The organism is Rhizobium sp. NFR03 (assembly GCF_900111275.1).
GTDB lineage: Bacteria > Pseudomonadota > Alphaproteobacteria > Rhizobiales > Rhizobiaceae > Ferranicluibacter.
Genome location: NZ_FOGR01000002.1, coordinates 527,899 through 551,520 on the forward strand (window position 1 = coordinate 527,899; position 23,622 = coordinate 551,520).

Annotated in this window: 15 protein-coding genes; 9 read left to right on the forward strand and 6 right to left on the reverse strand. The window is 62.1% G+C overall.

Features of this window, described 5'->3' with window-relative positions; genetic code table 11:
• Positions 1 to 173: 173 nt before the first annotated feature.
• From mscL to BSG19_RS07765, 3 genes are all read left to right on the forward strand, one after another.
• Positions 174 to 611, forward strand: a complete 438-nt coding sequence (gene mscL, locus BSG19_RS07755) for a large conductance mechanosensitive channel protein MscL (RefSeq protein ID WP_092986495.1) — start codon at positions 174 to 176, stop codon at positions 609 to 611.
• A 106-nt stretch (positions 612 to 717) separates the two neighbouring features.
• A complete protein-coding gene (locus BSG19_RS07760) occupies positions 718 to 1,923 on the forward strand; it encodes a pyridoxal phosphate-dependent aminotransferase (protein WP_092986497.1) in 1,206 nt (401 codons plus the stop codon).
• 126 nt (positions 1,924 to 2,049) lie between these two features.
• Positions 2,050 to 2,811: a glycosyltransferase family protein gene (locus tag BSG19_RS07765; protein ID WP_092986499.1), complete on the forward strand. Its 762-nt coding sequence runs from the start codon at positions 2,050 to 2,052 to the stop codon at positions 2,809 to 2,811.
• A gap of 13 nt (positions 2,812 to 2,824) precedes the next feature.
• On the opposite strand, the gene BSG19_RS07770 is transcribed toward BSG19_RS07765, so the two are convergent.
• Complete coding sequence (locus BSG19_RS07770; protein WP_244529137.1) at positions 2,825 to 3,148, reverse strand: chorismate mutase; 324 nt, start codon at positions 3,146 to 3,148, stop codon at positions 2,825 to 2,827.
• A 547-nt stretch (positions 3,149 to 3,695) separates the two neighbouring features.
• Between BSG19_RS07770 and BSG19_RS07775 the strand changes: the two genes are divergently transcribed.
• The 6 genes from BSG19_RS07775 to BSG19_RS07800 all read left to right on the forward strand — a co-directional run bounded on the left by BSG19_RS07775 (position 3,696) and on the right by BSG19_RS07800 (position 10,360).
• Positions 3,696 to 4,634: a dimethylarginine dimethylaminohydrolase family protein gene (locus BSG19_RS07775; protein ID WP_092986503.1), complete on the forward strand. Its 939-nt coding sequence runs from the start codon at positions 3,696 to 3,698 to the stop codon at positions 4,632 to 4,634.
• A gap of 101 nt (positions 4,635 to 4,735) precedes the next feature.
• Positions 4,736 to 5,200: a hypothetical protein gene (locus BSG19_RS07780; protein WP_092986505.1), complete on the forward strand. Its 465-nt coding sequence runs from the start codon at positions 4,736 to 4,738 to the stop codon at positions 5,198 to 5,200.
• A gap of 91 nt (positions 5,201 to 5,291) precedes the next feature.
• On the forward strand, positions 5,292 to 7,826 hold the full coding sequence (gene secD / locus BSG19_RS07785; RefSeq protein WP_092986507.1) for a protein translocase subunit SecD: 2,535 nt from the start codon (positions 5,292 to 5,294) through the stop codon (positions 7,824 to 7,826).
• A 512-nt stretch (positions 7,827 to 8,338) separates the two neighbouring features.
• Complete coding sequence (locus BSG19_RS07790; protein WP_092986509.1) at positions 8,339 to 8,572, forward strand: hypothetical protein; 234 nt, start codon at positions 8,339 to 8,341, stop codon at positions 8,570 to 8,572.
• Positions 8,573 to 8,732: 160 nt separating this feature from the next.
• Positions 8,733 to 9,200 (forward strand): RrF2 family transcriptional regulator, encoded by a 468-nt coding sequence (locus BSG19_RS07795; protein ID WP_092986511.1) that lies wholly within the window; start codon positions 8,733 to 8,735, stop codon positions 9,198 to 9,200.
• 134 nt (positions 9,201 to 9,334) lie between these two features.
• Positions 9,335 to 10,360 (forward strand): KpsF/GutQ family sugar-phosphate isomerase, encoded by a 1,026-nt coding sequence (locus BSG19_RS07800; RefSeq protein WP_092986513.1) that lies wholly within the window; start codon positions 9,335 to 9,337, stop codon positions 10,358 to 10,360.
• Here BSG19_RS07800 and BSG19_RS07805 read toward each other — a convergent pair.
• The 5 genes from BSG19_RS07805 to BSG19_RS07825 all read right to left on the reverse strand — a co-directional run bounded on the left by BSG19_RS07805 (position 10,357) and on the right by BSG19_RS07825 (position 23,266).
• Positions 10,357 to 11,658 (reverse strand): capsule biosynthesis protein, encoded by a 1,302-nt coding sequence (locus tag BSG19_RS07805; protein WP_092987320.1) that lies wholly within the window; start codon positions 11,656 to 11,658, stop codon positions 10,357 to 10,359. The two genes, BSG19_RS07800 and BSG19_RS07805, sit on opposite strands and share 4 nt — an antisense overlap.
• A gap of 12 nt (positions 11,659 to 11,670) precedes the next feature.
• Positions 11,671 to 13,215, reverse strand: a complete 1,545-nt coding sequence (locus BSG19_RS07810; RefSeq protein WP_092987321.1) for an LTA synthase family protein — start codon at positions 13,213 to 13,215, stop codon at positions 11,671 to 11,673.
• Between the two features lie 253 nt (positions 13,216 to 13,468).
• Positions 13,469 to 14,272 (reverse strand): SDR family oxidoreductase, encoded by an 804-nt coding sequence (locus BSG19_RS07815; RefSeq protein WP_092986515.1) that lies wholly within the window; start codon positions 14,270 to 14,272, stop codon positions 13,469 to 13,471.
• Positions 14,273 to 14,324: 52 nt separating this feature from the next.
• Entirely contained in the window at positions 14,325 to 15,737 is a 1,413-nt protein-coding gene (locus BSG19_RS07820) for an aminotransferase class I/II-fold pyridoxal phosphate-dependent enzyme (protein ID WP_170865892.1), read from the reverse strand.
• Positions 15,734 to 23,266 carry a type I polyketide synthase gene (locus BSG19_RS07825; RefSeq protein WP_092986517.1) on the reverse strand — a complete coding sequence of 2,511 codons (7,533 nt, stop codon included), beginning with the start codon at positions 23,264 to 23,266 and terminating at the stop codon, positions 15,734 to 15,736. Before BSG19_RS07825 ends, BSG19_RS07820 begins: the two co-directional genes overlap by 4 nt.
• Positions 23,267 to 23,622 lie beyond the last annotated feature (356 nt).

Below are 23,622 nucleotides of genomic sequence, written 5' to 3' on the forward strand. Positions count from 1 at the left end.
ATTGCCTTGGCTTTCGTCTTAAGTCGAAGATTCGCGCGGGACGGAAAGGCTTCGAGCTGGATGGAAAGCTGGAGATAAGGAAAGCGTGCCATTGCGGCTTTCCTTTCTCCCGCAAGACGATAGGTTGAACATCGGGGTCCGGTGCATCCGGTGCACGTCAAAGGAGAGTTGGGATGTTGAACGAGTTCAAGCAATTTATCGCCCGCGGCAACGTGATGGATCTGGCCGTCGGTGTCATCATCGGCGCAGCCTTCAGCAAAATCGTCGACAGCGTCGTCAACGACCTCGTGATGCCGATCGTCGGCGCACTGACGGGCGGCGGCTTCGATTTCTCCAACTACTTCCTCGTTCTCAGCGGCAATGTGACGGCGACGACGCTGGCGCAGGCGCGCGAGCAGGGCGCCATCTTCGCCTATGGCAATTTCATCACCGTCTTCATCAATTTCCTCATCCTGGCCTGGATCATCTTCATGATGATCAAGGGCGTGAACAAGCTGCGGGCGTCCGTCGAACGCGACAAGCGCGAGGGCAAGGAAGAACAGGCTCCGCCGCCGGCAGACGTTCAGCTGCTGACGGAAATCCGCGATCTGCTGCGCACACCGCGCGTCTGACGCGAATCATCACGAAAATCGATCGGACGCCAGCGAATATCGCGTGATCGTCCGGTCGAAAGGGTCTAGGACGTCTGGGTCGTCGTCAACCGGACCGCAGCCAGCCATGTCGTCATCTTCGTCCTCGTCGCTTCCCCAGTCTTCCGATCCTGCCGTACCCGGCCTCAGCGCCCGGGCGCTCGCTGCGCCGCAAAGCGGCATCGTGGAGGTCGTGAACTACGCGCGCGGTCGCGAAGGGCTCATTCCGCTCTGGGTGGGCGAAGGCGATCTGCCGACCCCTGACTTCATCTCTCAGGCAGCGCGGGAATCGCTGACGGCGGGGGAGACTTTCTACACCTGGCAACGCGGCATTCCGCAGCTTCGTCAGGCGATCGTGCGCTATTATGACCGGCATTTCAACAAGACGCTCGGCATGGACAATGTCTTCGTCACCGGTTCGGGCATGCAGTCGATCAAGCTTTCGGTCGAGGCCGTGGCATCGCCGGGAGACGAGCTTCTCTATCTCACCCCGGCCTGGCCGAACTTTGCCGCGTCCGCCGAACTGTCGGGGGCCCGCGCCGTCGGCGTGCCGCTGTCGTTTACGGATGGCAAATGGCAGCTGGACCTTGGACGGATCGAGGCGGCTGTCACTCCGCGCACCAAGGCGATCTTCGTCAATACGCCATCGAACCCGACCGGCTGGACGGCGACGCAGTCGGATCTGGTCGCCCTTCTCGATCTGGCCCGACGTCACGGGCTGTGGATCATCGCCGATGAAATCTACGCGCTCTACTTCTACGCCGATGCCCGCTCGCCGTCCTTCCTGGACGTGATGGACGACGAGGACCGGATCATCTTCGTCAATTCCTTCTCCAAGAACTGGTCGATGACCGGCTGGCGGACAGGGTGGATCGTCGCACCGGCAGAGATCGGCCAGGCGCTCGAAAACCTCATCCAGTATTCCACCTCGGGCGTTGCGCCTTTCATACAGGCCGGCGCCTGCGCGGCCCTCGATCACGGCGACGCGTTCGCCCGTCAGAACGTCGTCAAGGCGACGATGTCGCGCGATATTCTTTGCGACGCGCTGATCGCGACGAACCGCGTGGAGACGCTGCGCCCGGATGGCGCCATCTACGCCTTCCTGAAGATCGACGGCATCACCGATGTGCGTGCGGCAGCGCTCGACATCGTCGATCGGACGCTCGTCGGTCTTGCGCCCGGTACGGCCTTCGGTGCCGGCGGTGCGGGCTTTATGCGCGCCTGCTTCCTGCGCGATCCTCTCCACATCCGCACAGCAGCCGACAGGCTCGCGAGCTATATCGCCGCGCTCTGATATTTGACGATAACGCGGCCTGCTCTACCTTCCGACGATCCAAAGGGAAGATCGGGAGGAGTTGCGTTTGACGAGAGATGTCGTACCGCGTCCGGTATCTACCGCTTGTGACGCCGGAGGCCCGCGATGAAGGCGGTGATCCTGGCGGACGGGGCGAACCTTCGCTTTCCCGGTGCCGGGAACACCGGCAGGGCCATGGTGACGATCGGCGGGCGACCGCTGGTCTGGCACATCATGAAGATCTATGCGGCGCACGGCATCAGCGACTTCGTGCTCTGTTGCGGCGCGAATGCGCCTGAAATCAAGGACTTCTTCGCCAATTACGCTCTGCGTATTGCCGATGTCACCTTCGATCTATCGCAGAAGAGCACCGACATCCATGACTCAGATCCGGAGGACTGGCGGGTCACGGTGGTGGATACGAGTGTCGCCGCTTCGGACAATGAAAAACTGAAGCGTCTGGCCGTCCATCTGGAGGGAGAAGACGCTTTCTGCCTTTCCTACGGGGACAGCCTTGCCAGCATCGATATCGGAGCGAGCATCGCGTTCCACCGTTCGCACGGTCAGCCCGCTACGGTCTCCGCCGTCTATCCCCCGGCGCGATACGGTGCGCTGTATCTCGAAGGCGCCGAGGTTACCGGGCTCTCGCACCGCCCGGAAGGAGGGTTCATCAATGGCGGGTTTCTCGTTCTGTCGCCGGAATGTCTGGAGACGTTCTCCGATGCTGGATTCCCCGAGCATGCGCCGGACCTGCAGGCTCTAGCGGAGGCCGGCCACCTCAGAGCCTACCGGCATGAGGGCTTCTGGCAACCGGTCGATACGTTGCAGGATATCGTTCGGCTCGAGCATCTCTGGAAGGACGGCCTGCCGCCCTGGAAGGTCTGGTAACAGAGCGGCCGGGTCAGGCGTTCGACGCACTGTCCTTCGGCGTAAGGATCTCCTCTTCCCGGACGATACTGTGGCGGATCAACTGCGACCAGATCGCATCGTAGAATGCCGGATCGAGGCCGAGATCGGCCGCATGCCGGCGCACATTCGCACGAACTTCATCGACGCGGCTCGGAATATCGGCGGGAAGGCCGGCCTTCGTCTTGATCTCGGCCGCCCTGCCGATATAGCTCCAGCGCTCCGCCAGAAGCCGCATGAGGGCTTCGTCGAGCCGGTCGATCTCCGTCCGGATATCCGCCATCGATTGGCATTCCGCCGCCGTCTTCATCGCTGCCATCCTTCTCGCCATCCGCCGGAACGCCGTCGCGCCGGATGCCGTCGTCTCAATGTGATCCCGAATGCAGTAGCGCATGTCGCCCGGTACTTGAACCGGGGCAAGGAGAAAATGATCCCGCCGCTGACCACGCGTGCGAGCCTTCGAAGATAAGGAGGGTGGGAATGCCGGCGGGCGGATCGGGGATCCGCATGGGTGCGGACATGCTGGATGCCGTATGCCCGCCGGCATGTGTCAAAAGATAAAGCCCCAGTCTTGAGCGAAGCTGCTGCCGGAAAGCGAAAAGTCATGGGTAGAAATGCCATGACCGGTAAAATTGTCCTCAACCGCTTAAGCCGATGCTCACGGGCATCCTCTATGGTCGATCCATCGGCATCGTGCTTGCGGTGTCGTCTGATAGACTGTCCCGATTTTGAGCCGCAGGATCGTCCCGTCCTGCGGCCTTTTTCGTGGGCCTTGCTGCCGTCCATATCCTGCCTATGATGCCCCGGATGTTGCACTCGAATTCGCATGGCGCGCCGTCGGGTGCCTTGTTCGGACTGGAGAAACGATGGCGGAATTCGGCGTTCGGGATATGTCGGCCCCCCTCAGGCGCGTCCTCATGCGGCGCCCGACAAAGAGCCTGATCGACGCCGATGCCGCGACCTGGCACTACGGCGCAGGGTTCAACGCTGAAAATGCCATCCGGCAGTATAATGACTTTGCAGACCTCGTGGAGCAGTCCGGCGCCGAAATCCTCTGGATCGAGGACAAGGGCGATGGTCTCGCGGATGCGATGTTCACGCAGGATCCGTTCTTGATGACGCCGCATGGCGCGGTGCTCTTGCGGCCGGGCAAGACCGAGCGACGCAAGGAGGTTGCTCTGCACGAAGCCGCCTGCAAGAAGGCGAATATTCCGATTCTCGGTCGCATTGACGGTTTCGGCACGGTCGAGGGTGGCGATGTCGTGTGGCTGGACGCGGAAACGCTGCTCATCGGCCGCGGCTTGCGCACGAACGACGAAGGCATTGCCCAACTCGCGACGATCCTCGCCGCGCAAGGTGTCGATGTCCTGAGCTACGACCTGCCGCTCTGGAACGGTGACGATGCCTGTTTCCACCTGTCCTCGATCGTCAGTCCGTTGAGGCGCGATCTGGCGCTCGTCTTTGCGCCGCTTCTGCCCGTGGCGCTCTACCAGATCCTTCAGGAATGGGGCATCAGCCTCATCGAAGCCCCTGCCGATGAATTCCATGCGAGCAATGGAATTAGTCTTCAGGTTCTTGCCCTGAAACCGGGCGAGCTGGTGATGGTATCAGGCTATCCGAAGACGCAGGCCGCGCTGGAGGCGGCGGGCTGCAAGGTTCAGACGTTTGAGGGAAATGCGCTCTGCGTGCCATGCGAAGGCGGCCCGACCGGGCTCGTTTGTTTGTCCTGTCTTTCGCAGTGCCGGCTGAGATCGCTGATGTCGTCCACCGGGCCCTGTGACGCCTATGGACCGAGCGTGATTTGACTTTGCTTGCCGGGAATGGTTGTAAGGCCCGGATCGACGGAGCGCGAGGACGCGACCTTGGCCGAATGGCAGGGACGCGAACCGCAGGGAAGGACAGGCCCGTGAACGACGGGATCGGCAGAACAGGCCGCCGCCAGGAATGGCACCGGGCAGTGTGGGGAGCCTCGACCAGGCTTCTGGCGCTGCTGTGGCTGTTTGCCGCCGTGCTTGCGATGCCGCTTGTCGCATCTGCCCAGATTGTCGCCTCGGGAACAGGTGCCTTTCTCAGGCCCGGCAATGTTTCCGACCGCGAGAACCGGGACGGTCGCGCGGCCGATACCGCCCTTTCCCGTCAGGCCCTGCGTGCGGCACAGCCGGCCGATATCCGCTTTACGGCGGAGCGCGTCGATGCAAAGCCCGTTCCCGGCGGTCCCGACCCGTTCTTCCTGCCGGTCTTGCGCCCGCCGACCTTTCTTCATCCGGTCACGTTTACTGCGGGTTCCGGCCGCAGCCATCGTCTCGATGGCGGCGTAACGGAGGCCGCCGAAGCCCGCGCGCCACCGGCTCGGGCGCTGATCGGCCGCTGACGCGCCGGCGCCTCGCGCGTCACACCCCTTTGCCTTCACGACCCGCCGAACCCATCAGGGGTTCAGGGCGGACGATATTGGAAAACCCTTCATGCGCACATCGAAATGGGCCATTCTGGCCTATGTCGCGATCACCCTCTTCGGGATCATCGCGGCGCTTCCCAACGTTCTCTCGGTGGAAACGCAGCAGCGTTATGCCGCCTACCTCCCGGTCAAGCCGGTAACCCTCGGTCTCGACCTCAAGGGCGGCTCCCACCTCGTGCTCGAAGTCGATGCGGCCGGTCTGCGGCAGGCCCGGCTGAACACGCTTCTCGATGACATTCGCGGCGTGCTTCGCACCGAGCGCGTGCCCGTCTCCTCCGCCCGCATCGCAGGCGACGCCATCGTCGTGACGATTGCGGATGCGGCCGCACGGGAACGCGTGCTGCCGAAAATCAACGCGCTCGCCGCTCCGGCAAGCCCGCTCGGTTTCGGTACGGCGGCATCCGACATCGACATCACCAGCGCAGATGCCGCCATCACGGTTCGCCTGACGCAGGCCGGCCTCGACGAGCGCATGACGGCTGCCGTCGACCAGAGCCTTGAGATCATTCGCCGCCGCGTCGACCAGGTCGGTGTTGCCGAACCTCTTATCCAGCGCGTCGGATCGGACCGCATTCTCGTCCAGCTGCCGGGTCTTCAGGACCCCACGCGCCTGCGCCAGCTTCTCGGCTCCACCGCCCAGATGAGCTTCCACATGGTCGATCAGACGGTCGATCCGAACGGCGTTGCCCCGCGCGGCGTCGATATCCTCGTCGGTGCCAACGACCCGGCGAAATATGCCGTCGAGACCCGCGTCGCCATTTCGGGCGAGCGGTTGGCCGACGCCAAGGCCGGCTTCAACCAGCAGACCAACGAGCCGATCGTCTCCTTTTCCTTCGACGCCCAGGGCGCACGCCAGTTCGCCGAAATCACGCGCGACAATGTCGGCAAGCCCTTCGCTATCGTGCTCGACGGCAAGGTGCTGACGGCACCTGTCATCCGCGAGCCGATCCTCGGCGGTCAGGGCCAGATCTCGGGCAACTTCACCGCACAGGAAGCCACCGTCCTTTCGGCGCTCCTGCGCTCCGGCGCACTTCCCGCTCCGCTCACCATTATCGAGGAACGCTCCGTCGGCCCGAACCTCGGCTCCGATTCCATCCGCATGGGCATCTATACGGGTGTCGCCGGCTTCATCCTCGTCGTTGCGCTGATGGTCGTGCTCTACGGGTCCTGGGGCATGATTGCCAATATCGGCCTGCTGCTGCACACGATCCTCACGATCGGCGTTCTCGGCATGCTCGGCTCCACGCTGACGCTGCCCGGCATTGCCGGTATCATCCTTGGCATCGGCATGGCGGTGGATGCGAACATCCTCATCAACGCCCGTATACGGGAAGAAACTGCAGCCGGTGCTGGCGCCATGAAGGCGCTCGATATCGGTTTCAACAAGGCTTACGCCACCATCATCGACAGCAACGTCACGACGCTCTCGGGCACCGTGCTGCTGTTTGCCTTCGGCTCCGGCCCGGTGCGTGGCTTCGCCGTGACCATGATGCTCGGCATCGTCATCTCCATGTTCACTTCCATCACCGTCGTCCGCCTGATGATGCGGGAAGTGGTGGTGCGCCGGAAGATGAAGAAGCTCGACATTCCGTCATTGTTCGGCAAGGTCCGGCATCTGCCGTCCTTCTCCTTCATGCGCGGCCGCTACATCGCCATCGCGACGTCGGCCTTCCTCTCCATCAGCTCCATCATCCTGTTCTTCACGCCGGGGCTGAATTACGGCATCGATTTCGTCGGCGGCATCCAGGTGGAAACCACGTCGAAGACGACGCTCGATCTGCCGAAGCTGCGTGAAAACCTCGAAGGCCTGAACCTCGGCGAAGTCGCGCTGCAGGAATTCGGGCAGGGCACATCGGTTCTCATCCGTGTCCAGCGTCAGCCGGGCGGCGAACAGGAGCAGACGGTCGCGCTGAACGCCATCAAGGGCGCCGTTGCCAGCACCATCCCGGATGCTTCGTTCGAGCGCACCGAAGTGGTGGGCCCGACGATCAGCGCCGAGCTCGCCCGCTCCGGCTTCCTGGCTGTGTCGCTCGCCATGCTCGCCATCCTGATCTACATCTGGTGGCGGTTCGAATGGCACTTTGCCGTGGGGGCCATTGCGGTTCTGCTGCTCGACATCACCAAGACCATCGGCTTCTTCGCGCTGACGGGCATCGATTTCAACCTCACGGCCATCGCCGCCGTGCTGACGATGATCGGTTACTCCGTCAACGACAAGGTCGTGGTCTACGACCGCATGCGAGAGAACCTGCGCAAGTACAAGTCGATGCCGTTCGCCGAGTTGATCGACATGTCGATCAATCAGGTTCTTGCGCGATGCATCTTCACATCCATGGCAACGGCTTTCTCGCTGGTCCCCATGGCCATCTGGGGTGGCGATGCGGTGAAGAGCTTCGCTTGGCCGATGATCTTCGGCGTCATCGTCGCAACCACGTCCTCGATCTATATCGGCGGCCCGATCCTGCTCTTCCTGAGCCGCTGGTGGAAGGACCGGGAAACGGCCCGCGCGGCCGGCGTCCCGGGAGAGCCGGTCAAGGGCTGAGCACATCGGTTTTCCGGCACGAAGATGTCATGAAAATTTCACGGGGCGGCCCATCGGGCCGCCCTTTTTTCGTGAGAGAAAGATCTTAGATTCGGATCACTTGAAACAGGCAGTGGGCGCTCTTCCGAATCAGCATAAATTTTCGAATAATGTCGAAATATGGAATGGGACTATCGGAAATTGCGCTGATAAGAGTATTTTTGGAATGAGATTGCGTCTCGATAGATTTTGTAATTGACTTCCGATGTAGACTGCACTAGTTTCTGATCATCCGCGATGACCAAGGTCGGCGGACTGTTCCAGAAAGCCCGCATTGTGCGGGTCGAGCCAGAGGAGAAGGCATGTTCGTTATGTACCGTACCGCTTTCATCCGCGGCTCGCGTTCCCTGTGTCGTGAAGCAGTGGGAGACCGGTGGATGTGTTCGCTTTCGCGAATGTGATCCCGGCATAAACCATCAGAACTTGCGAAACTGACAGACACTCCCGCCTTTGGCGCGGAAGGAGCGTTTACTATGGAAAAGAACAGCAACAACGCAAATGCGGCTGCCAACCGGCAGGTTATCGAGATCAACGGCGAAGCCGTCGGCGTGGTCGTTCCCGATGCGGGGACGCTCAAGTTCGTCGCCGTGAAGTACCATGTCTGGGAACTTGATGCGCAGCGCTTCGCAAGCGCGGATGCCGCCCGCCATGCTGTGGTCGCACACCTCGCAGGTGCCAGGGCTCGGCCCGGCCAACTGGCAGCCTGATCGAAGCAGCCTCTGGCAACGGTCATATTGTCCTGCTTTCCCGGTAAAAACCTCGCTATGAGACATGCCGCCTATGTCTGAAATGCGCCAAACGTGATAGTGTGGCGTAGCAGCACGCCTGAATTGTCGGGCGTAGGGCCTCTCAGAACGAGCAAGCGGAATGTTGACGAAAAAGGGTAAGTACGGATTGAAGGCGCTGGTTGATCTGGCGCATCTGGACCCGGGTGAAACAGCGTTCATCACCGAAATCGCGACCCGCAACAACATTCCGAAGAAGTTTCTTGACGCCATCCTTCTTGAGTTGCGCAACGCCGGCTTCCTGAAGTCCAAGAAAGGACCGGGTGGCGGCTACTCGCTCTCGCGCCCCGCTGCCCAGATCCGCATAGGACAGGTGGTTCGCACGCTGGATGGTCCGTTGGCGCCTATTCGCTGTGCCAGCCGCACGGCTTACGAGGTCTGCGACGATTGCAACGATCCCGAAACCTGCGAAGTCCGCCGCTCGATGACCACAGTCCGTGATGCCATGGCTGATATTCTCGACTCGATGACGCTCGAGGATTTCATCGCCAATCCGGAAAAGAACCGTCCCGCATTACCGGATGATGCCGTGGTCAAGCGCGTCAGCTGAGCGCCTTTCGGACGCACACGCATGAGACTGTACCCAAGGTGCAGCGATGCGGCGCATTGGGTACGTTCAGGTTTACGCGTTGATCTTTCCCCGCGCAGGGAGTAACCCGCGTTGAGATTGCCGGGAGAGACACAATGAGCCTTAGATCGATCGATGCCAGCTTGACGAAGGACAGCCTGACCGGAGACAGCGCCATTCTCGACTCCATCGGACGGTCGCTGGCCACCACGGTCGATGGCGTGAACGCGCTGGCCACGAGCTTTGCCAATGATGCCGTCTTCGCGCGCAATCTCGCCGATGCGGTGAAGCTGATTGCCGATCGCAACGGTCGCGTTGTTGTCTCGGGTGTCGGCAAGAGCGGTCATATCGGCCGCAAGATCGCGGCGACCATGGCTTCTACGGGCACATCTGCCTATTTCGTGCATCCAACGGAGGCGAGCCACGGCGATCTCGGCATGATCACCTCCGATGATTTGGTCATCCTGCTTTCCTGGTCGGGGGAAACCGTGGAGCTCGGCAACATGCTGGCCTATGCCCAGCGCTTCAAGGTGCCGGTGATCTCGTTGACGTCGAACCAGGACAGCCTCCTCGCCCGCCATTCCACCGTGCCGATCGTCATTCCCAAGGTCGTCGAGGCCTGCCCGCACGGGCTGGCGCCGACCACCTCCGCCCTGCTGCAACTGGCTGTCGGTGACGCGCTGGCGATCGCGCTTCTCGAACGTCGCGGCTTCTCGCCCGAGGATTTCAAGACCTTCCATCCCGGCGGCAAGCTCGGCGCGCAACTCCTCCTCGTTGGCGAACTCGCCCATCGTGGTGACGCCATGCCTATCCTGCCGCTCGGCGCGCAGATGGGGCAGGCGCTGATCGAGATGTCCTCCAAGGGCTTTGGCGTGGTCGGTGTGGTCGATACGGACGGCAAGCTGGCTGGCGTTATCACCGATGGCGACTTGCGCAGGCATATGTCGGACGGTCTTCTGCAACAGACGGTCGAGGCGATCATGTCGGTCAAGCCGCGTGTGATCTCGCCGCAGCTTCTCGCCAGTGCCGCCATGCAGGTCATGCAGTCGAGCAAGGTGACGGTGCTTTTTCTGGTCGATGAAACCGAAATGCCGGTCGGCATCCTGCACATTCACGATCTGCTGCGCGCTGGCGTCGCTTAAGCCTGAGATCGCGGTCGCTTTACAGGGCGCTTGCGCGGGGGCGGATCGATGAACGCATCGGGTTCGTTGACATCGCGTGCATGAAGACGCGCAGCGATGGCATCGGCGCCGGCGTCCGTCCCCGCTTTGGAGTAGAAGTTTCCCCGAACCTGAATGGCGGCGGCGACGAGCCGAAAGAAGGCCGTGCAGACATCCGCGTCGGGCAGGCGCGGGGCACGCCAAAAGGCGTCGAGCGGCTGTTGATCCGTCAGCCTGTCTATATCGAACATCGCGACACCCAGCACCTTCACCGGCTTGCGCTGTTGAAGGGCATGCAGCCCCACGGTGGAGTTGACGGTGACGATGCCCATGCTGAGGCCGATCAGGGCAGCGAGGTCTCCGCCATCCAGAAAGGAGACGCGTGAACCCAGTTCGAGCGCCGCAGCCTTTCGTTCGACCGTTCCGGCCCAATCGACAAGGCCGTTGTCGAGCGGATGAATCTTTACCACGAGCCGTGCGTCGGGTGTGGCGAAACGCGCAAAGGAGGTCATAACCTCATCGATCGCCTGCTGCTGATCGTGGTAGGGCGAATGCGCCCGAAGCTGGAAATCCGTCTGGAGTTGAAGCGGAAAGATGAACAGAGGGCCATGTCCTCGGGCGAGAGCCGAGATCGTGGCCAGCGCCTCTCGCAGGCGCTTCTTCTCCCGGATGAGCCTCAGGATCCAGCCGCCATACTCTACCAGAGGATGATAGAGCGCGTGGCGGCGATAATGCGGATAGAGAAACCACAGGAAGGCATTGGGCAGATTATAGAGGAGATCGTAGGCCGCCTCTGCCAGAAACGTCTGGGCGTACCGGCGCGTCCAGTCGGGCTCGGGCAGGTCCCGCGCGGCCCGCAGGATATGGTCTGGATCATCCGGGAAATGCGAGTTGGTGGACATGCCATCGCGCTCGAGCGTCAGCCAGTCCGGTCGCAGGTATCCCATCTCTATCACGTAGATATCGATTGATCTTTGCTTCGCTGCCTCCGTGGCAACCCGGTGGTACGGGCGCTCCTCGCCGAGAAGGACGAGATCGGTCACGCGGTGGCGCGTCAGAAAATCGCCGATCCAGCTCGCCCAAGCCTCAGAGTGCCCACGGAAAGAATATCCGCCGTGCCGGCGCCAGAAGATCCGGTCTCCGATATTCAGGTTCACGCGGAGGCACGCATGCCCTTTTGCTTCCAGCCGGTCTGCGATCTTCATGAAAAGGTGTGATGACGGCCCCTCGAGAAACAGAAAGACCCGCTGCACTGTGCCGGAAGCAGACGTGGCGTCCATCGTCATTGCCGCCTAGTCCAGCTCATCCTTGTGAAGGTTCGCATGCTTCAGCATCGCCTTCAGCAGGTTCCAGGGCTCTTCGTTGCGGGGAAATACGGGCCCCTGCTGCAGAGTGCGGGCCGATGCCAGCGGCGTGATGAAGTAGTCGGTGCGCGGGTCCGGAAAGGGATCGGCGAAGGATTTCAAAAGCGGCGCATGGTCGCCGTAGAAGACAAGCCAGACGGGCCGGTCGAGCTTGTTGAGATGATCCACCAGCTGCCCGAGCGCTCTGTCCGACTGCTGCAGGATCTCCAGATAGATGCTGACCGGGTCGCTGTAGCCGGGAACACGCCCAGGCTCCCACGGGCCGTGATTGGCCATGGAGGCGACGAAGATGAAGCTGCCCTTGTCGTCTCTCTGCTTGTCCACCGCCTCGATCACCTTGCGCGTGAGCGCGGCGTCGGAAACATAGGGCCCGTCGCGGGCCGGATCGTGATCGAACGCATCCAGCATCGTCATCTCCTCGAAGCCGAGCAGAGGCATTGCCTTGTGACGCAGAAAGAACGTCCGATCGTAGGGGTGGATGAAGTGCGTCCGCCAACCCGCCTTCTTGAGCTTCGTCGGCCAGACCACATCGGTATAATGCCGCGCCCGGAGATAGGGGTAGCTGGCATCCACGTGGATGTCGTCGGGCTGCAGCCCGCTCAGAACGGCGAATTCGGTGCGGAGCGTATATCCCCCCTCGAACACCGTCGCGATGCGCCCCCATTGGGTGGAAAGCTTCTGCAAACGGTCGATGGTTGGAAGGCGGATGGAGTTGACGCCGTAATGGCGCATGTCGAGGAAGGACTCCGACTGCCAGACGACGACCAGCGGCGCCTTGTTCTCCGCATCATGGCCGATGAGGTCGTTGACGGCGGCGAAGAAGGCGCCGGAGAGCTCGTTGACGATCTTCTCCCGGCGAACGCCGAGCCAGATGATGAAGTGGAACACGACGGAGGAGAACGTGCCGAAACGGACGGTGCTGACCTTGGCATCGGGTTTGCCGACCAGCCGCTGCACGAGATCTGCCGTCGGCGTGTTGACCGGCCCCCAGAACAGCGAGATCCACGGCAGAGCGGCGGCGATGACCATCACCACGACATAGAAGGGCTCGGCGTGGTCGGGGAGCACGTTCGGCTCGAAATACATATAGAGGCCGGACACGCCGAAGACGTAGCCAAAGGCGACGATCCAGAAGACGATATTCAGGGAGTTCGCGTAGAAGATCGACTTGTACTTGAAGACATCCGCGACCAGCGCAATGTCGGAAAACACCAGCGGCTCGCGGATGAACCGGAACTTGGCGCGCGAGATCGCGGTGAAGATGATGAAAAAGCTCATGCAACCGGCGGCACCATAGAGCGGGCGCCAGGAGATGGCGAAGAAGAACGCATAGATGATCCCGACGACGGGCATCCGGGCGATACCGTCGCGCAACGCGTGCCACAAGGTTCTGTTGGGGGGCATGTTGCGGCGGCGTTCGCGCGCGGGCAAAGCGAACCTGTCGGTGAACCATGCCACGAAGAACGAGAGCATGAAGCAGACGACGATCAACGAAACGGGATGGTCGTGAAGCTGGAGCGATGTCGACGGCAAACGAAACCCTTTGATACCGCGGCGTGAGCGCCGTCACGTCGTGATCGAGTTCTACTGCATAATTCCCTGAATCGGAATCGATTTCAGGATCAAACAGTACAGCAGCGAGAAAATGCGACGATGAACCCGGATGCGTTATCTCTAGCGCACCCAGCCTCGCTGTAGAGACAATCGCGCCGGGTGACAAGCATTGTCATCGTCCTGCAACCTTGCGTACGCGGCGAATCCGGCGATCGAAGTGCCAGTCTATGAGCGGACGGACGAGCGGGGCGAACCTGCCGAGCGCCAGGAGCGTCAGCCCGAAATAGACCTCGAAACGTCCTCGGTCGAGGGCCCGTACCATCTGGTTTGCAACACGCTCCGCGCTCCATGGCCTGACCTGACCCATGATGACCTCGGCTTCCGCCGGGCGTGCGGTTCGCTCCCGCTCAAGTTGCGGCGTTTGCGTATCGGGAGGGAAGCAGATGGAGACGGTGACGCCTTTTGGCCGGCCTTCCGAGCGCAATGCCTCGGCGAAGCCGCGCAACGCGAATTTCGATGCGCAGTAGGCGGCGTATCCGGGTATGCCGATCAGCCCCGCGCCGGAAGAGACCAGCATGATGCGTCCCGTTCCCCGCGCCTGCATCTGCGCATAGACGGCGCGGACGGCGTATACGGAGCCGGAGAGGTTCACGGCGATCTGGCGATCGAAATCGGCTTCGTTCTGATCTTCGAAGCGGGAGGGTTCGACGATACCGGCCGAACAGATAAGGATGTCGCATGGCCCGGCCGCAGCCTCGCAAGCCCGGATCGCCTTGCTGACGGCACCCGCATCCGCAACATCCGCCGGGGCGATATGAACGCGTCCGTCGCCCGCGTTGCCGAGTGCGGTCCGCGCAGCTTCAAGCGCTGCCTCGCCACGTGCGATCAACGAAACGGAATAGCCGCGATGGACGTAGATCCGTGCGACGGCGAGGCCGATGCCGCTCGATCCGCCGGTGATGATGACGTGAGTCATGATGCGCCCGGCGTTACGGACGCGTGCGTTACCGAAGGCCGTCGTGCCGGTTTCACCGGGCCGCCAGCAATTTCATCATCTGCTGGATGTCGATGGAGGCCAGCCCGAAATTACGGTCGGTGAGGTCCTTCAGCTTCTCCGCGGTCAGCGCGACCGTCTTGCGGATCTGTGCTTCGGTATGTTCGCTGGTGATGAAGAAGCGCAGGCGTGCCAAGCCCTCGGGCACGGCAGGGTGAATGATCGGCAGCGCGTTGATGCCGGCTGCCAGAAGGTCGTTCGAGAGTTGCACGGCCCGCAGGCTGTCGCCGACGAGAACCGGCACGACGGAGAAGCCGGCGCTCAGTCCCGTGTCGAGGCCGGCCTCCTGCGCGAGCTTCAGGAACAGCGTTCCGTTGCGCCTGAGGGCGGCAGCTCGCTCCGGCTCACTCTCCAGTATGTCGAGGCTGCCGAGGGCGGCAGCTGTCAGCGCAGGCGCGAGGCCGACGCTGTAGACGAACCCTCCGGCGGTTGCCTTCAGTACGGATGCAAGTGCCGCGTTGCCGGCGATGTAGCCGCCGCAGCTCGCCGTCGTCTTCGACAGCGTGCCCATCCAGATATCGACCTCTTTCGAGTCGATTCCATAATGCTCGAACGTGCCGCGACCACGACGGCCGAGGATGCCGAGGGAGTGCGCTTCGTCCACCATCAGCCAGAAGCCGTATTCGGCCTTGAGCTTGATGATGGCCGGCAGATTGGCCACATCGCCATCCATCGAATAGATGCCTTCGACGATCACGAGGATGCGGCGGTAGTCTCCGGAAACCGTTCGCAGGACCGTGTCGAGGTCATGGGCGTCGTTGTGCTTGAACAGTCGGCGCGTGGCGCCGGAGAGCTTTATACCGGCGAGGGCACTGTTATGGATGAACTCGTCATGGACGACGAGATCCTTCGGGCCGAGCAGGCAGCTGATCGCCGCGACATTGGTCAGGTAGCCGCTGACGAAGCATACGGCGGCATCCACGCCGTAGAAACGGGCGATCCGCTCTTCCAGTTCTCCATGGACCGGACGTTCCCCTGCCACGAGGCGGCTGGCCGACGCTGAAATACCGTAGGTTCCGATGGCCTCGTTGGCCTTTTCCAGCACATGGGGGTGCCGGTTGAGACCAAGATAATCATAGGAGGCAAAGTTGATCAGCTCACGACCGTTGATGATGGTGGTCGCGCCTGCCGCCGTTGCATGTGCACGGTAGAAGGGATTGTCGATGCCGAGCTGTGCGCTGGCTGCCTCCTGCGTCTGCACCTGCTTGTACTCCGGCAGGTCCTCGAAACGCATTTGTGTCCGACGCACCGGCGTCGGCGCCTCGCGTTCGGACCGCGCCATCCGGTTGCGCTCGGATGACTGATGCGTGTTGCGCATCCGGTCGAGCAGGTTTTCCCGCAGGCTGCTGTTCATCTTGGATGCAGCAGGTTGCCGATCGTCGCTCATTGGCTTGCAACTTTCTCCGGAGACGTCGCCTTGTGGCGCTGTGTCAGTTCGCTCAGGATCTTGTCTTCCGTCGGCGGCTCTTCCTCGTCGCTCCCCTGATCGCGCTTGCTGACCTTGTCGTACAGCTTGTGCGCAACATCCCCGACAGTCGTGTTGTCGGCGACGCCTGAGAGCGGCATGTCGAAGCCCGTATTTTGCTGGAAGCTGATGCCGAGTTCCACGGCCATCAGGCTGTCCAGGCCGATTTCCTTCAAGACCTTGTTCCGGGAGATCGTATCCTTGGAAACACGCAGAATTGCGGCGATTTCGTTCGCCACAAGCTCATAAAGCAGGTCTTCGCCCTCCTGTGGCGATTTGCCCTCGATCATGGCAACGAGATCCAGCGTGCTGCCGTCGCTGCTACCGGTGTGCTGGTCGGCGGTGCGCATAACGACCTCGAACAGCGGCTGGCGAACGACCGGCAGGTTGCGAGCTGCCGCCCAGTCGAACTCGGCAATCATCCCGGTTGCCGCATTCACCGTTCCCGGGTCGGCAACGATGTAGGCTTCCACTTGATCAAGCGCTGCCTGTGCCTTCAGGGCCGTCTTGCCGATGCGTTTCGACAGAATGTCGTTGACGTCGGTATTCTCAGCCAGATAGCCGGTGTCGGCGATCGCGCCAAAGCCGATGGCAAGACCTTTCAGCCCCGCTGCCCGCCGCGCCCGTGCCAGACCTTCGAGATAACCGTTGGCCGCGACATAATTGCCTTGACCAGGATTGCCGACCAAGGTCGTCGCCGACGAGAACAGCAGGAAGATGTCGAGATCGTCCTTCCGCGTCAGGTTGTCGAGAACGGCGGCACCCTTTGCCTTGGTGTCGATGACGGGACGGTTGCGCGCCCGGTCGAGATTGGAAATCAGCGCATCATCGAGCACCATGGCGGCGTGAATGACGCCCTTCAGCGGTCCATCGCGCCGCAGCGTGGCCAGCATCGCAGCGGTCGCATCGACATCGGTGATATCGCAGGCGTGAACACTGGCAACGACGCCCTTGGTTTCCCAGCGCTGGATGGCGTCCAAGGTGTCGGTATCGGCCACACCGCGACGGGTTGTCAGCGCGATCCTGCGCGCACCTTTTTCCACGAGCCAGTTGGCTGCGGCAAGGCCGAAACCGCCGATACCGCCGACCACGAGATGCACGCCGTCACCCGATACCGTCATCCGCGCGCCGGCCCCGGCCGAAACGGAATCCCGACCTGATACGGGCGGGAGCACAACGATTTTTCCGATATGCCCGGCATTCTGCATCAGGCGGAAAGCATTGCCGATTTCATCATGCGCAAAGGCGCGATACGGCAGCGGTACGAACTTGCCTTCTTCGAACAGCTGTCCGACTTCGGCAAAGATCCGCTTCGTCAGGTCCGGCTGGTTGACGAGCAGCTGGTCGGCGTCGATGCCGAAATAGCTGATGTTCCGACGGAACGGTCGTAGCCCGATCTTGCTGTCGGCAAAATAGTCGCGCTTGCCGAGTTCCAGGAAGCGGCCGAAGGGTTTGACCAGCGACAGGCTCTGCTCCATCGCCTCGGCAAAGAGCGAATTCAGAACGAGATCGACACCTTCGCCATGTGTTACCGCGCGGATGTCCGAGACGAAGGACAGCGAACGCGAATCGAAGACGTGATCCGCACCCAGCATCGTTAGGAAGTGACGTTTCTCCCGAGTGCCCGCGGTGGCAATCACCTTGGCACCGGCATGCTTTGCCACCTGCAGCGCTGCCAGACCGACACCGCCGGCCGCGCCATGGATGAGGATCGTTTCCCCGGCGCGGATGCGGCCAAGTTCGATCATCGCGTAATAGGCCGTCAGGAAGGCGACGGGAACTGTGGCAGCGGCAACCGGGCTGACCGTTTCCGGCAGCCGGGCAATACCCGCGCGCGAGACGACGGCATGCGTCGAGAACGCGGCCGAAGCCATGGCCATGACGGGATCTCCGATCGACAGATCCGTGATCTCGCTGCCGAGCGCGACCACATGGCCGGAAAGCTCCATGCCGATCGTCGCACCGGCAAAACCGTCTTCCAGTGCCTCTTCCGGCAGAAGACCCATAGCCCACATCACGTCGCGGAAGTTGAGGCCGGTGGCGGCGACTTCGACGACGACATCCGTCGGGCCGGGTTTCGGCAGGCTTGTGGCTTCCCAAGCGATACTGCCGACCTGCGAGGCCACCCGCTGGCGGATGGTCGCCGCCTCAAACGACCGGGTCTGGCGGAGGGTGCCTTCCACCGGGCCGGGAACGGCACGAATTTCCTGCGCGCGACCGTCGATGACGGCCCATTCGCGGTTCTCGTGTCGGCTCTCGATCAGTGTAGCGGCGAGGGTAAGCGCCGTTTCGATCTCGGCAAGGTTCGCAGCGGGAGCATCGACCATGTGAAGATCGATCACGTCGTACTCGTTTTGAAGAACGCGGCAGAAGGTCCACACGCCGCTGTTCAGCGCCGATGTCGCAGCGACCGGCGATCCGCCCGGGGCAACCAGTGCCAAGCGGGGGCGCTCTTCGCCTGCAGGTTCGCGATCTGCATGAAACGCGCGCACGGCTTCACCAAATGCACCCAGCGACAGGACGATGGTCTGCAAGTGCTCGGAATCACCGAGCGTATCGGTGGATGGTACAGGCGACAGGTAGACCGCGCGGATGGCGCGCCCCTGAAGACCCTTGAACGCGTCGAGAAGCCGGGCCTTGTCGGCCTCGTTTTCACCCGTGAGCGTCACGGGAACAATTACACAGTCGGAAATGGAAGACGGCAGAGCGGAGACCGCGGGCGCCATCCCGATTGCGAGTATCGGGTGATGCGACATCGCCGCAACGTCCTGCGAGGCTGCGTCGGGTGCCGAACGGCCGGCTCTTGCTTCCAGGGCGATCAGCGCGCCATAGGCACCATCGCGATCATCGACGACGATGTCGGCGAGCCTCAGGTCGGCAAGACATTTCTCCCACTGCAGCGCGGTGGCAAACCGGCCGATCGGGAACTCGGGCGATTGGCTTCGCGCAAACCATCCGTCCGTGAGGCCATAGGCGAAATCGCTGAATACGGTCGGCGCTGTCGTCGCGCCGATGAAGGCGCCGCCCGGGCGCATGGCGTGACCGAGAATGCCGCGAACGGCCGGATCTTCGTCCACCAGAACAAACAGCATGTCGGAGGCGCTGACGACGATATCGACCGTCTTGACGGACGTGAACGCGTCCTTCTTCAGGACGGAGACCCGCGCATCGTCCTCGAACGCGATTTCGAGGTTTCGTTGCGCATTGTCCCGCGGCTCGACCACGGCAAGGCTTGCGCCATGGCGCACGGCAAGAGCCGCAAGGCGCCGCGTAAAGCTGGCAGAGACCGTACCAAGCTCGATGATGCGGAGGCCCGTCTCCATGGATGACAAGGCCCGTTCCAGTGCCGCATAGACCATGTCGGTCCGCTGGCGCGTGGCCAGCGAATGGACGGCCTGATGATCGAGCGTTGCTTCGCTGATGAAGCCGGTCGTCTGGACGACGGCCTCCTCGCCGCTCTGGCCGGACAGTTCCGCAGCATAGAGCGCCGACAAGCGATCGAGCGCTTCCGTATAGGTATCGTTGATCAGCACGGCCTCGACGGCGCGCGCGGCATTTTCGGCGTAGAGTTCCTTCAGGATTTCACTGACCGGAGGCAGCGTGAAATCCGCCGTAATCGTCCAGCGATTGTCCGTGTGTTCGGCAAGACCGGCGTCTTCGAGAACGACGAGGCAGTTGCTGAGGAAGCAGCGGAAACCGACATCGCCGGGCAGAAGCCGCATGTCCACCTGGTTGCCGCCGCGCGCGAGCTTCAACGCGATCTCGTGGCAGGCCCGGTAGATGGCCGCGTTGAACAGAAGCGTCGTGTTGTCGATTCCTTCGCCGCTGTCGGCTGGCAGGAGGACGGCTGGCAGCGGCTTCGACTGCGCTGGCTGCATGGCGGCAAGCGTTTCCGAGGGCACCGCCTCATAATGGTAGGACAGCATGTCCAGCGTCTTGTGCTGGCGCAGATAGGTCCGCCGGAAGCGGCAGTCGTCGAACGCTGCGACGAGAGTGCCGTCTTCACCGTAGAAACGGAACCTGGCCTTGATCGAATTTGCGCTGACGCGCTCCACCTCGGCGATTGCGCGCTTGATCACCTGACCGGAGGCTGCAAGCCGCACCGAGCCGAAGCGAACGGGAATATAGGGTGCGCCGCCAGCTTCGCCGGTAAAGCGGCCAAACAGCGCCACCATGCCGTGAAAGGTCGCATCGACGGAGATCGGGTTGAGGCTGTAGGACACGAAGGGGTGACCCGCTTCGGACGGCGTCTTCAGCTCGACATCAATGAACTTGTCACCGAACGCGACGGCCTTCGACATCAGCTGGAATCTCGGGCCATAGTCCAGACCGAACTGCCGTGCCGTCTCGTAGGCCTTCGCCGCAAGGACGGTCTCGGTCTTTTCCAGACCTTTGAAATCCGGGCGGACATGGTCGTTACGGGCGATCGGCTTGCGGCAGCGGGCGACCGCATGCACCGCCCAATCGTCTTCCGTCAGGCGTTCGCGCGAACGGATCTCGATGTCGCCGGTCTCCGGGGACAGAAGCGTGGAGAGTTCCATGATTCTGTTATCGCCGAGTTCCAGAGGCCGCACGATTTCAAGATTGGTGATCTCGACCTCGCCGGTGCCATAGAACTGCTGCGCCGCGGAGATGGCGATCTCGATGAACCCGCTGCCCGGAAGGATGGCCTTGCCATCGACGACGTGCTCGGCAAGATCCGGAAAGAGATGCCCGTCGATATGGTTCTTCCAGCTGCCGCCGTTGAGATCGGCACGCCAGCCGGCAAGGGTATAGGGCACGCGGGAGCCGCGGCCGAAGAGGTCGGCGCTATCGCTGGTGACGGCCGGGCGAAGTTCGGTCGGTTCGAACGGCAGCAGCGGCAGGCGTACGGACGCATTCCTCTTGCCGAAAAGGCGGGTCGAGTTACCGTCGGCACCGTGCGCCATGGCGCGGGCCATAGCGCGTGAAACCGGATCGATCCCCTTGGCCGCAGCCTCCTTCAGCAAGGTCGGAACGACGATACCCGGCGCGGTCGCCGCCTTGATCGTTTCCTTCACGTAGGACGACAGAATCGGGCGGGGCGAAATTTCGAGGAACAGCGTGCAGCCGAGAGCAATGGCCGCTTCCGTCGCCGCCTGGAAACGAACGGGCTCGCGCACGTTCTTCCACCAATAGTCGACATCCAGCTGGGATCCGTCGAGGCGCTCGCCCGTGACCGTCGAGAGATAGGCGATTTCCGTGGTGCGCGGCGCCAGATCCGGAATATCGCCCATGAAGGCCTTCTTGGCCTGATCGATGATCGGGTGATGGAACGGGTAGTTGATGTCGAGGATCTGGACCGGAATCTTCGCCTTGCGGGCGGCGTCCCGGAACGCGGTCACCTCGGCCACGGGGCCGGAGATGGTGACGGAGTTGCGCGCATTGATCGCAGCGACACAGACGTTGGCGATGCCATGCTTTTCTGCAAATGCCTGCGCGGCTTCGTCGCCGAGCATGACCGCGGCCATGGTGCCCTTGCCGGCCAGCAGATCCTGATGCAGGGAGCGCTTGGCGACGATTGCCACCGCATCCACCAGCGACAGGGCGCCGGCGGCGTAAGCGGCAGCGATTTCACCGACGGAATGACCGAAGACGGCTGTCGGCTTGATTCCCATGGCGACGAGCGAATCGGACAGGGCTGCCTGCACAGCAAAGAGCAGCGGCTGGGCGATCTTGGTGTCTGTCAGCTTCTGGGCGAGATCCGGATCGGTCAGAAGCGTTGCAAGGTCGAGATCCGCGTGGAACTTGAACAATGCGCTGATCGAGGTGAAGCACTGGCGGAAATGCAGGTTCTCACGGAAGGCATCCGCACCCATGCCGGCCCATTGCGAGCCGTTTCCGGAAAACACGAAGGCGACCTTCGCATCGCGCGTGACGGCTTCGCCGGTCTCGCCAAGATCGGAAGCCGGCGCTTCGAGATGGCTCGAAATGGCGCGGATGATGTCTTCGGGGTTCTCGCTGCGGGCTGCGAAGCGATGACGCATGGCCGTGCGGTTTGCGCCGGATGCGGCGATGATGGCGCGGGCTTCCTCGCGGGAGGCCTTTGCGAAGGATGACTTGTAGGCGCGCAGAAGCTCTTCGAGACTGCTCGCCGTGTGGGCGCTCGCCATGAACATATGGCCGGCAGCCGCGTTCCGCTGGCGGTCTTCGGATACGGGCTCGGGATCGGAAATCACGACATGCGCATTGGCGCCGCCGAAGCCGAAGGAATTGATGCCGGCTAGACGCGCGCGCTTGCCGCGCAGAAGCTCGATCGGGTTGGCCGTGACGCGCACGTTCAATCCGTCGAAATCGATGTTCTCGTTTGGCGTATCGAAATGCAGCGATGCCGGGAGATAGTTGTTCTCCAGCGCCATGACCGCCTTCAGCATGCCGAAGAGGCCGGATGCAGGTTCGGTGTGCCCGATATTCGACTTGATCGAGCCGATCGGCACCGGTGCGCGCCGGTTCGTGCCGATGACCGTGCCGATCGACCAGACTTCCGCGGGGTCGCCGACCTTCGTGCCGGTGCCATGGCCCTCGACGAAGGCGACCTGATTGGCATCGATATTGTTGCCTTCGTAGATCGACCGCAGCAGGGCTGCCTGGGATTCGCGCGACGGCAGCGAAATGCCGTTCGTGCGGCCGGCCGAGTTGGTGCCGGTCGCGACGATGCGTGCGTAACTGCGGTCCTTTTCCTGCCGGGCCCGGTCCGACCGGCGCAGGACGAACACGACGCCGCCTTCGGCACGCACATAGCCGGCGCCATCATTGTCATAGGCGCGGCAAAGGCCTTCGGGAGACAGCATGCGTGCCTGCGCAAAGCCGACGAAGGGCAGGGGATGGGCGAGAATGTTGATGCCGCCGACGATGGCGGTATCGATCTCTCCGGCGTTCAAGGCCCGCATCGCCTGATCGAGCGCGACGATGGAGGACGAACAGGCCGTATCGATCGTCATCGACGGGCCGCTGAGTCCGAAGATGTGGGAGATACGGTTGGAAATGACGGACAGCGTATTGCCGGTCATGAAGTAGGGGCCGGCGGCAGCCGGGTCCTCGACCGTCAGGTTGGCATGGTCGAGGCTCGACGCGCCGACATAGACACCGACATTCTCGCCCTGAAGCGATGTCAGCGAGATGTTGGCATCCTCGATCGCCCGCCATGCCAACTGCAGGAGAACGCGCTGCTGCGGATCCATGTACATGGCTTCGCGCTGCGACATGCCGAACGCGGCGGGGTCGAAACCGTAGATATCGTCGATCACGCCGGCGGCAAACGAATAGGTCTTGCCGGGGTTGCCCATTTCGGGATGCCAGAAGCGGGCAAGGTCCCACCGGTCCGATGGAATCCGCGTTACCGCACATTTGCCTTGCCGCAGAAGCCGGAAAAGCGCTTGAGGCGAATCAGCTCCCGGAGCGACGCAGGCGCGCCCTATGATTTCTGCTGTCATCTTTTATCGAACGCTCTGAACTGTCTGCAGTGTGACTTGCTGATTGCACTTGGGTCCCGAAAAATCAATCAGAACTTCTCCTGGATGGCGGCCCCTACCTAGGAACCTGGATCACTTGGTTCGCTGTACGTTATATATAACTAAATAACAAATCTTCGATATATTGGTTGTGCCTTCAACTTTATGGCGTAATGGCGCCTGCGGAGATGAGTACAGCAACAAGCTAGCCCGTTTGTCGATAGACTCATTTCATTTTCTCCCGGCCACAGAAGAACAACGCCCTCCTTTGCATGAATGGAGGCTGAATGTTCTTAATATCGGCGCTGGATGACCCGAAAATGTGCAGGTTTTGAGGC

Excerpts from the sequence above, each read along its gene's own strand:
- BSG19_RS07810 (WP_092987321.1), bottom strand. The coding sequence starts at position 13,215 with ATGCTCTCGTTCTTCGTGGCATGGTTCACCGACAGGTTCGCTTTGCCC.
- BSG19_RS07760 (WP_092986497.1), top strand. The coding sequence starts at position 718 with ATGTCGTCATCTTCGTCCTCGTCGCTTCCCCAGTCTTCCGATCCTGCC.
- BSG19_RS07825 (WP_092986517.1), bottom strand. The coding sequence starts at position 23,266 with ATGACAGCAGAAATCATAGGGCGCGCCTGCGTCGCTCCGGGAGCTGAT.
- BSG19_RS07775 (WP_092986503.1), top strand. The coding sequence starts at position 3,696 with ATGGCGGAATTCGGCGTTCGGGATATGTCGGCCCCCCTCAGGCGCGTC.
- BSG19_RS07770 (WP_244529137.1), bottom strand. The coding sequence starts at position 3,148 with ATGGCAGCGATGAAGACGGCGGCGGAATGCCAATCGATGGCGGATATC.
- BSG19_RS07805 (WP_092987320.1), bottom strand. The coding sequence starts at position 11,658 with ATGGACGCCACGTCTGCTTCCGGCACAGTGCAGCGGGTCTTTCTGTTT.
- BSG19_RS07765 (WP_092986499.1), top strand. The coding sequence starts at position 2,050 with ATGAAGGCGGTGATCCTGGCGGACGGGGCGAACCTTCGCTTTCCCGGT.
- BSG19_RS07820 (WP_170865892.1), bottom strand. The coding sequence starts at position 15,737 with ATGAGCGACGATCGGCAACCTGCTGCATCCAAGATGAACAGCAGCCTG.
- mscL (WP_092986495.1), top strand. The coding sequence starts at position 174 with ATGTTGAACGAGTTCAAGCAATTTATCGCCCGCGGCAACGTGATGGAT.
- secD (WP_092986507.1), top strand. The coding sequence starts at position 5,292 with ATGCGCACATCGAAATGGGCCATTCTGGCCTATGTCGCGATCACCCTC.
- BSG19_RS07800 (WP_092986513.1), top strand. The coding sequence starts at position 9,335 with ATGAGCCTTAGATCGATCGATGCCAGCTTGACGAAGGACAGCCTGACC.
- BSG19_RS07815 (WP_092986515.1), bottom strand. The coding sequence starts at position 14,272 with ATGACTCACGTCATCATCACCGGCGGATCGAGCGGCATCGGCCTCGCC.
- BSG19_RS07795 (WP_092986511.1), top strand. The coding sequence starts at position 8,733 with ATGTTGACGAAAAAGGGTAAGTACGGATTGAAGGCGCTGGTTGATCTG.
- BSG19_RS07790 (WP_092986509.1), top strand. The coding sequence starts at position 8,339 with ATGGAAAAGAACAGCAACAACGCAAATGCGGCTGCCAACCGGCAGGTT.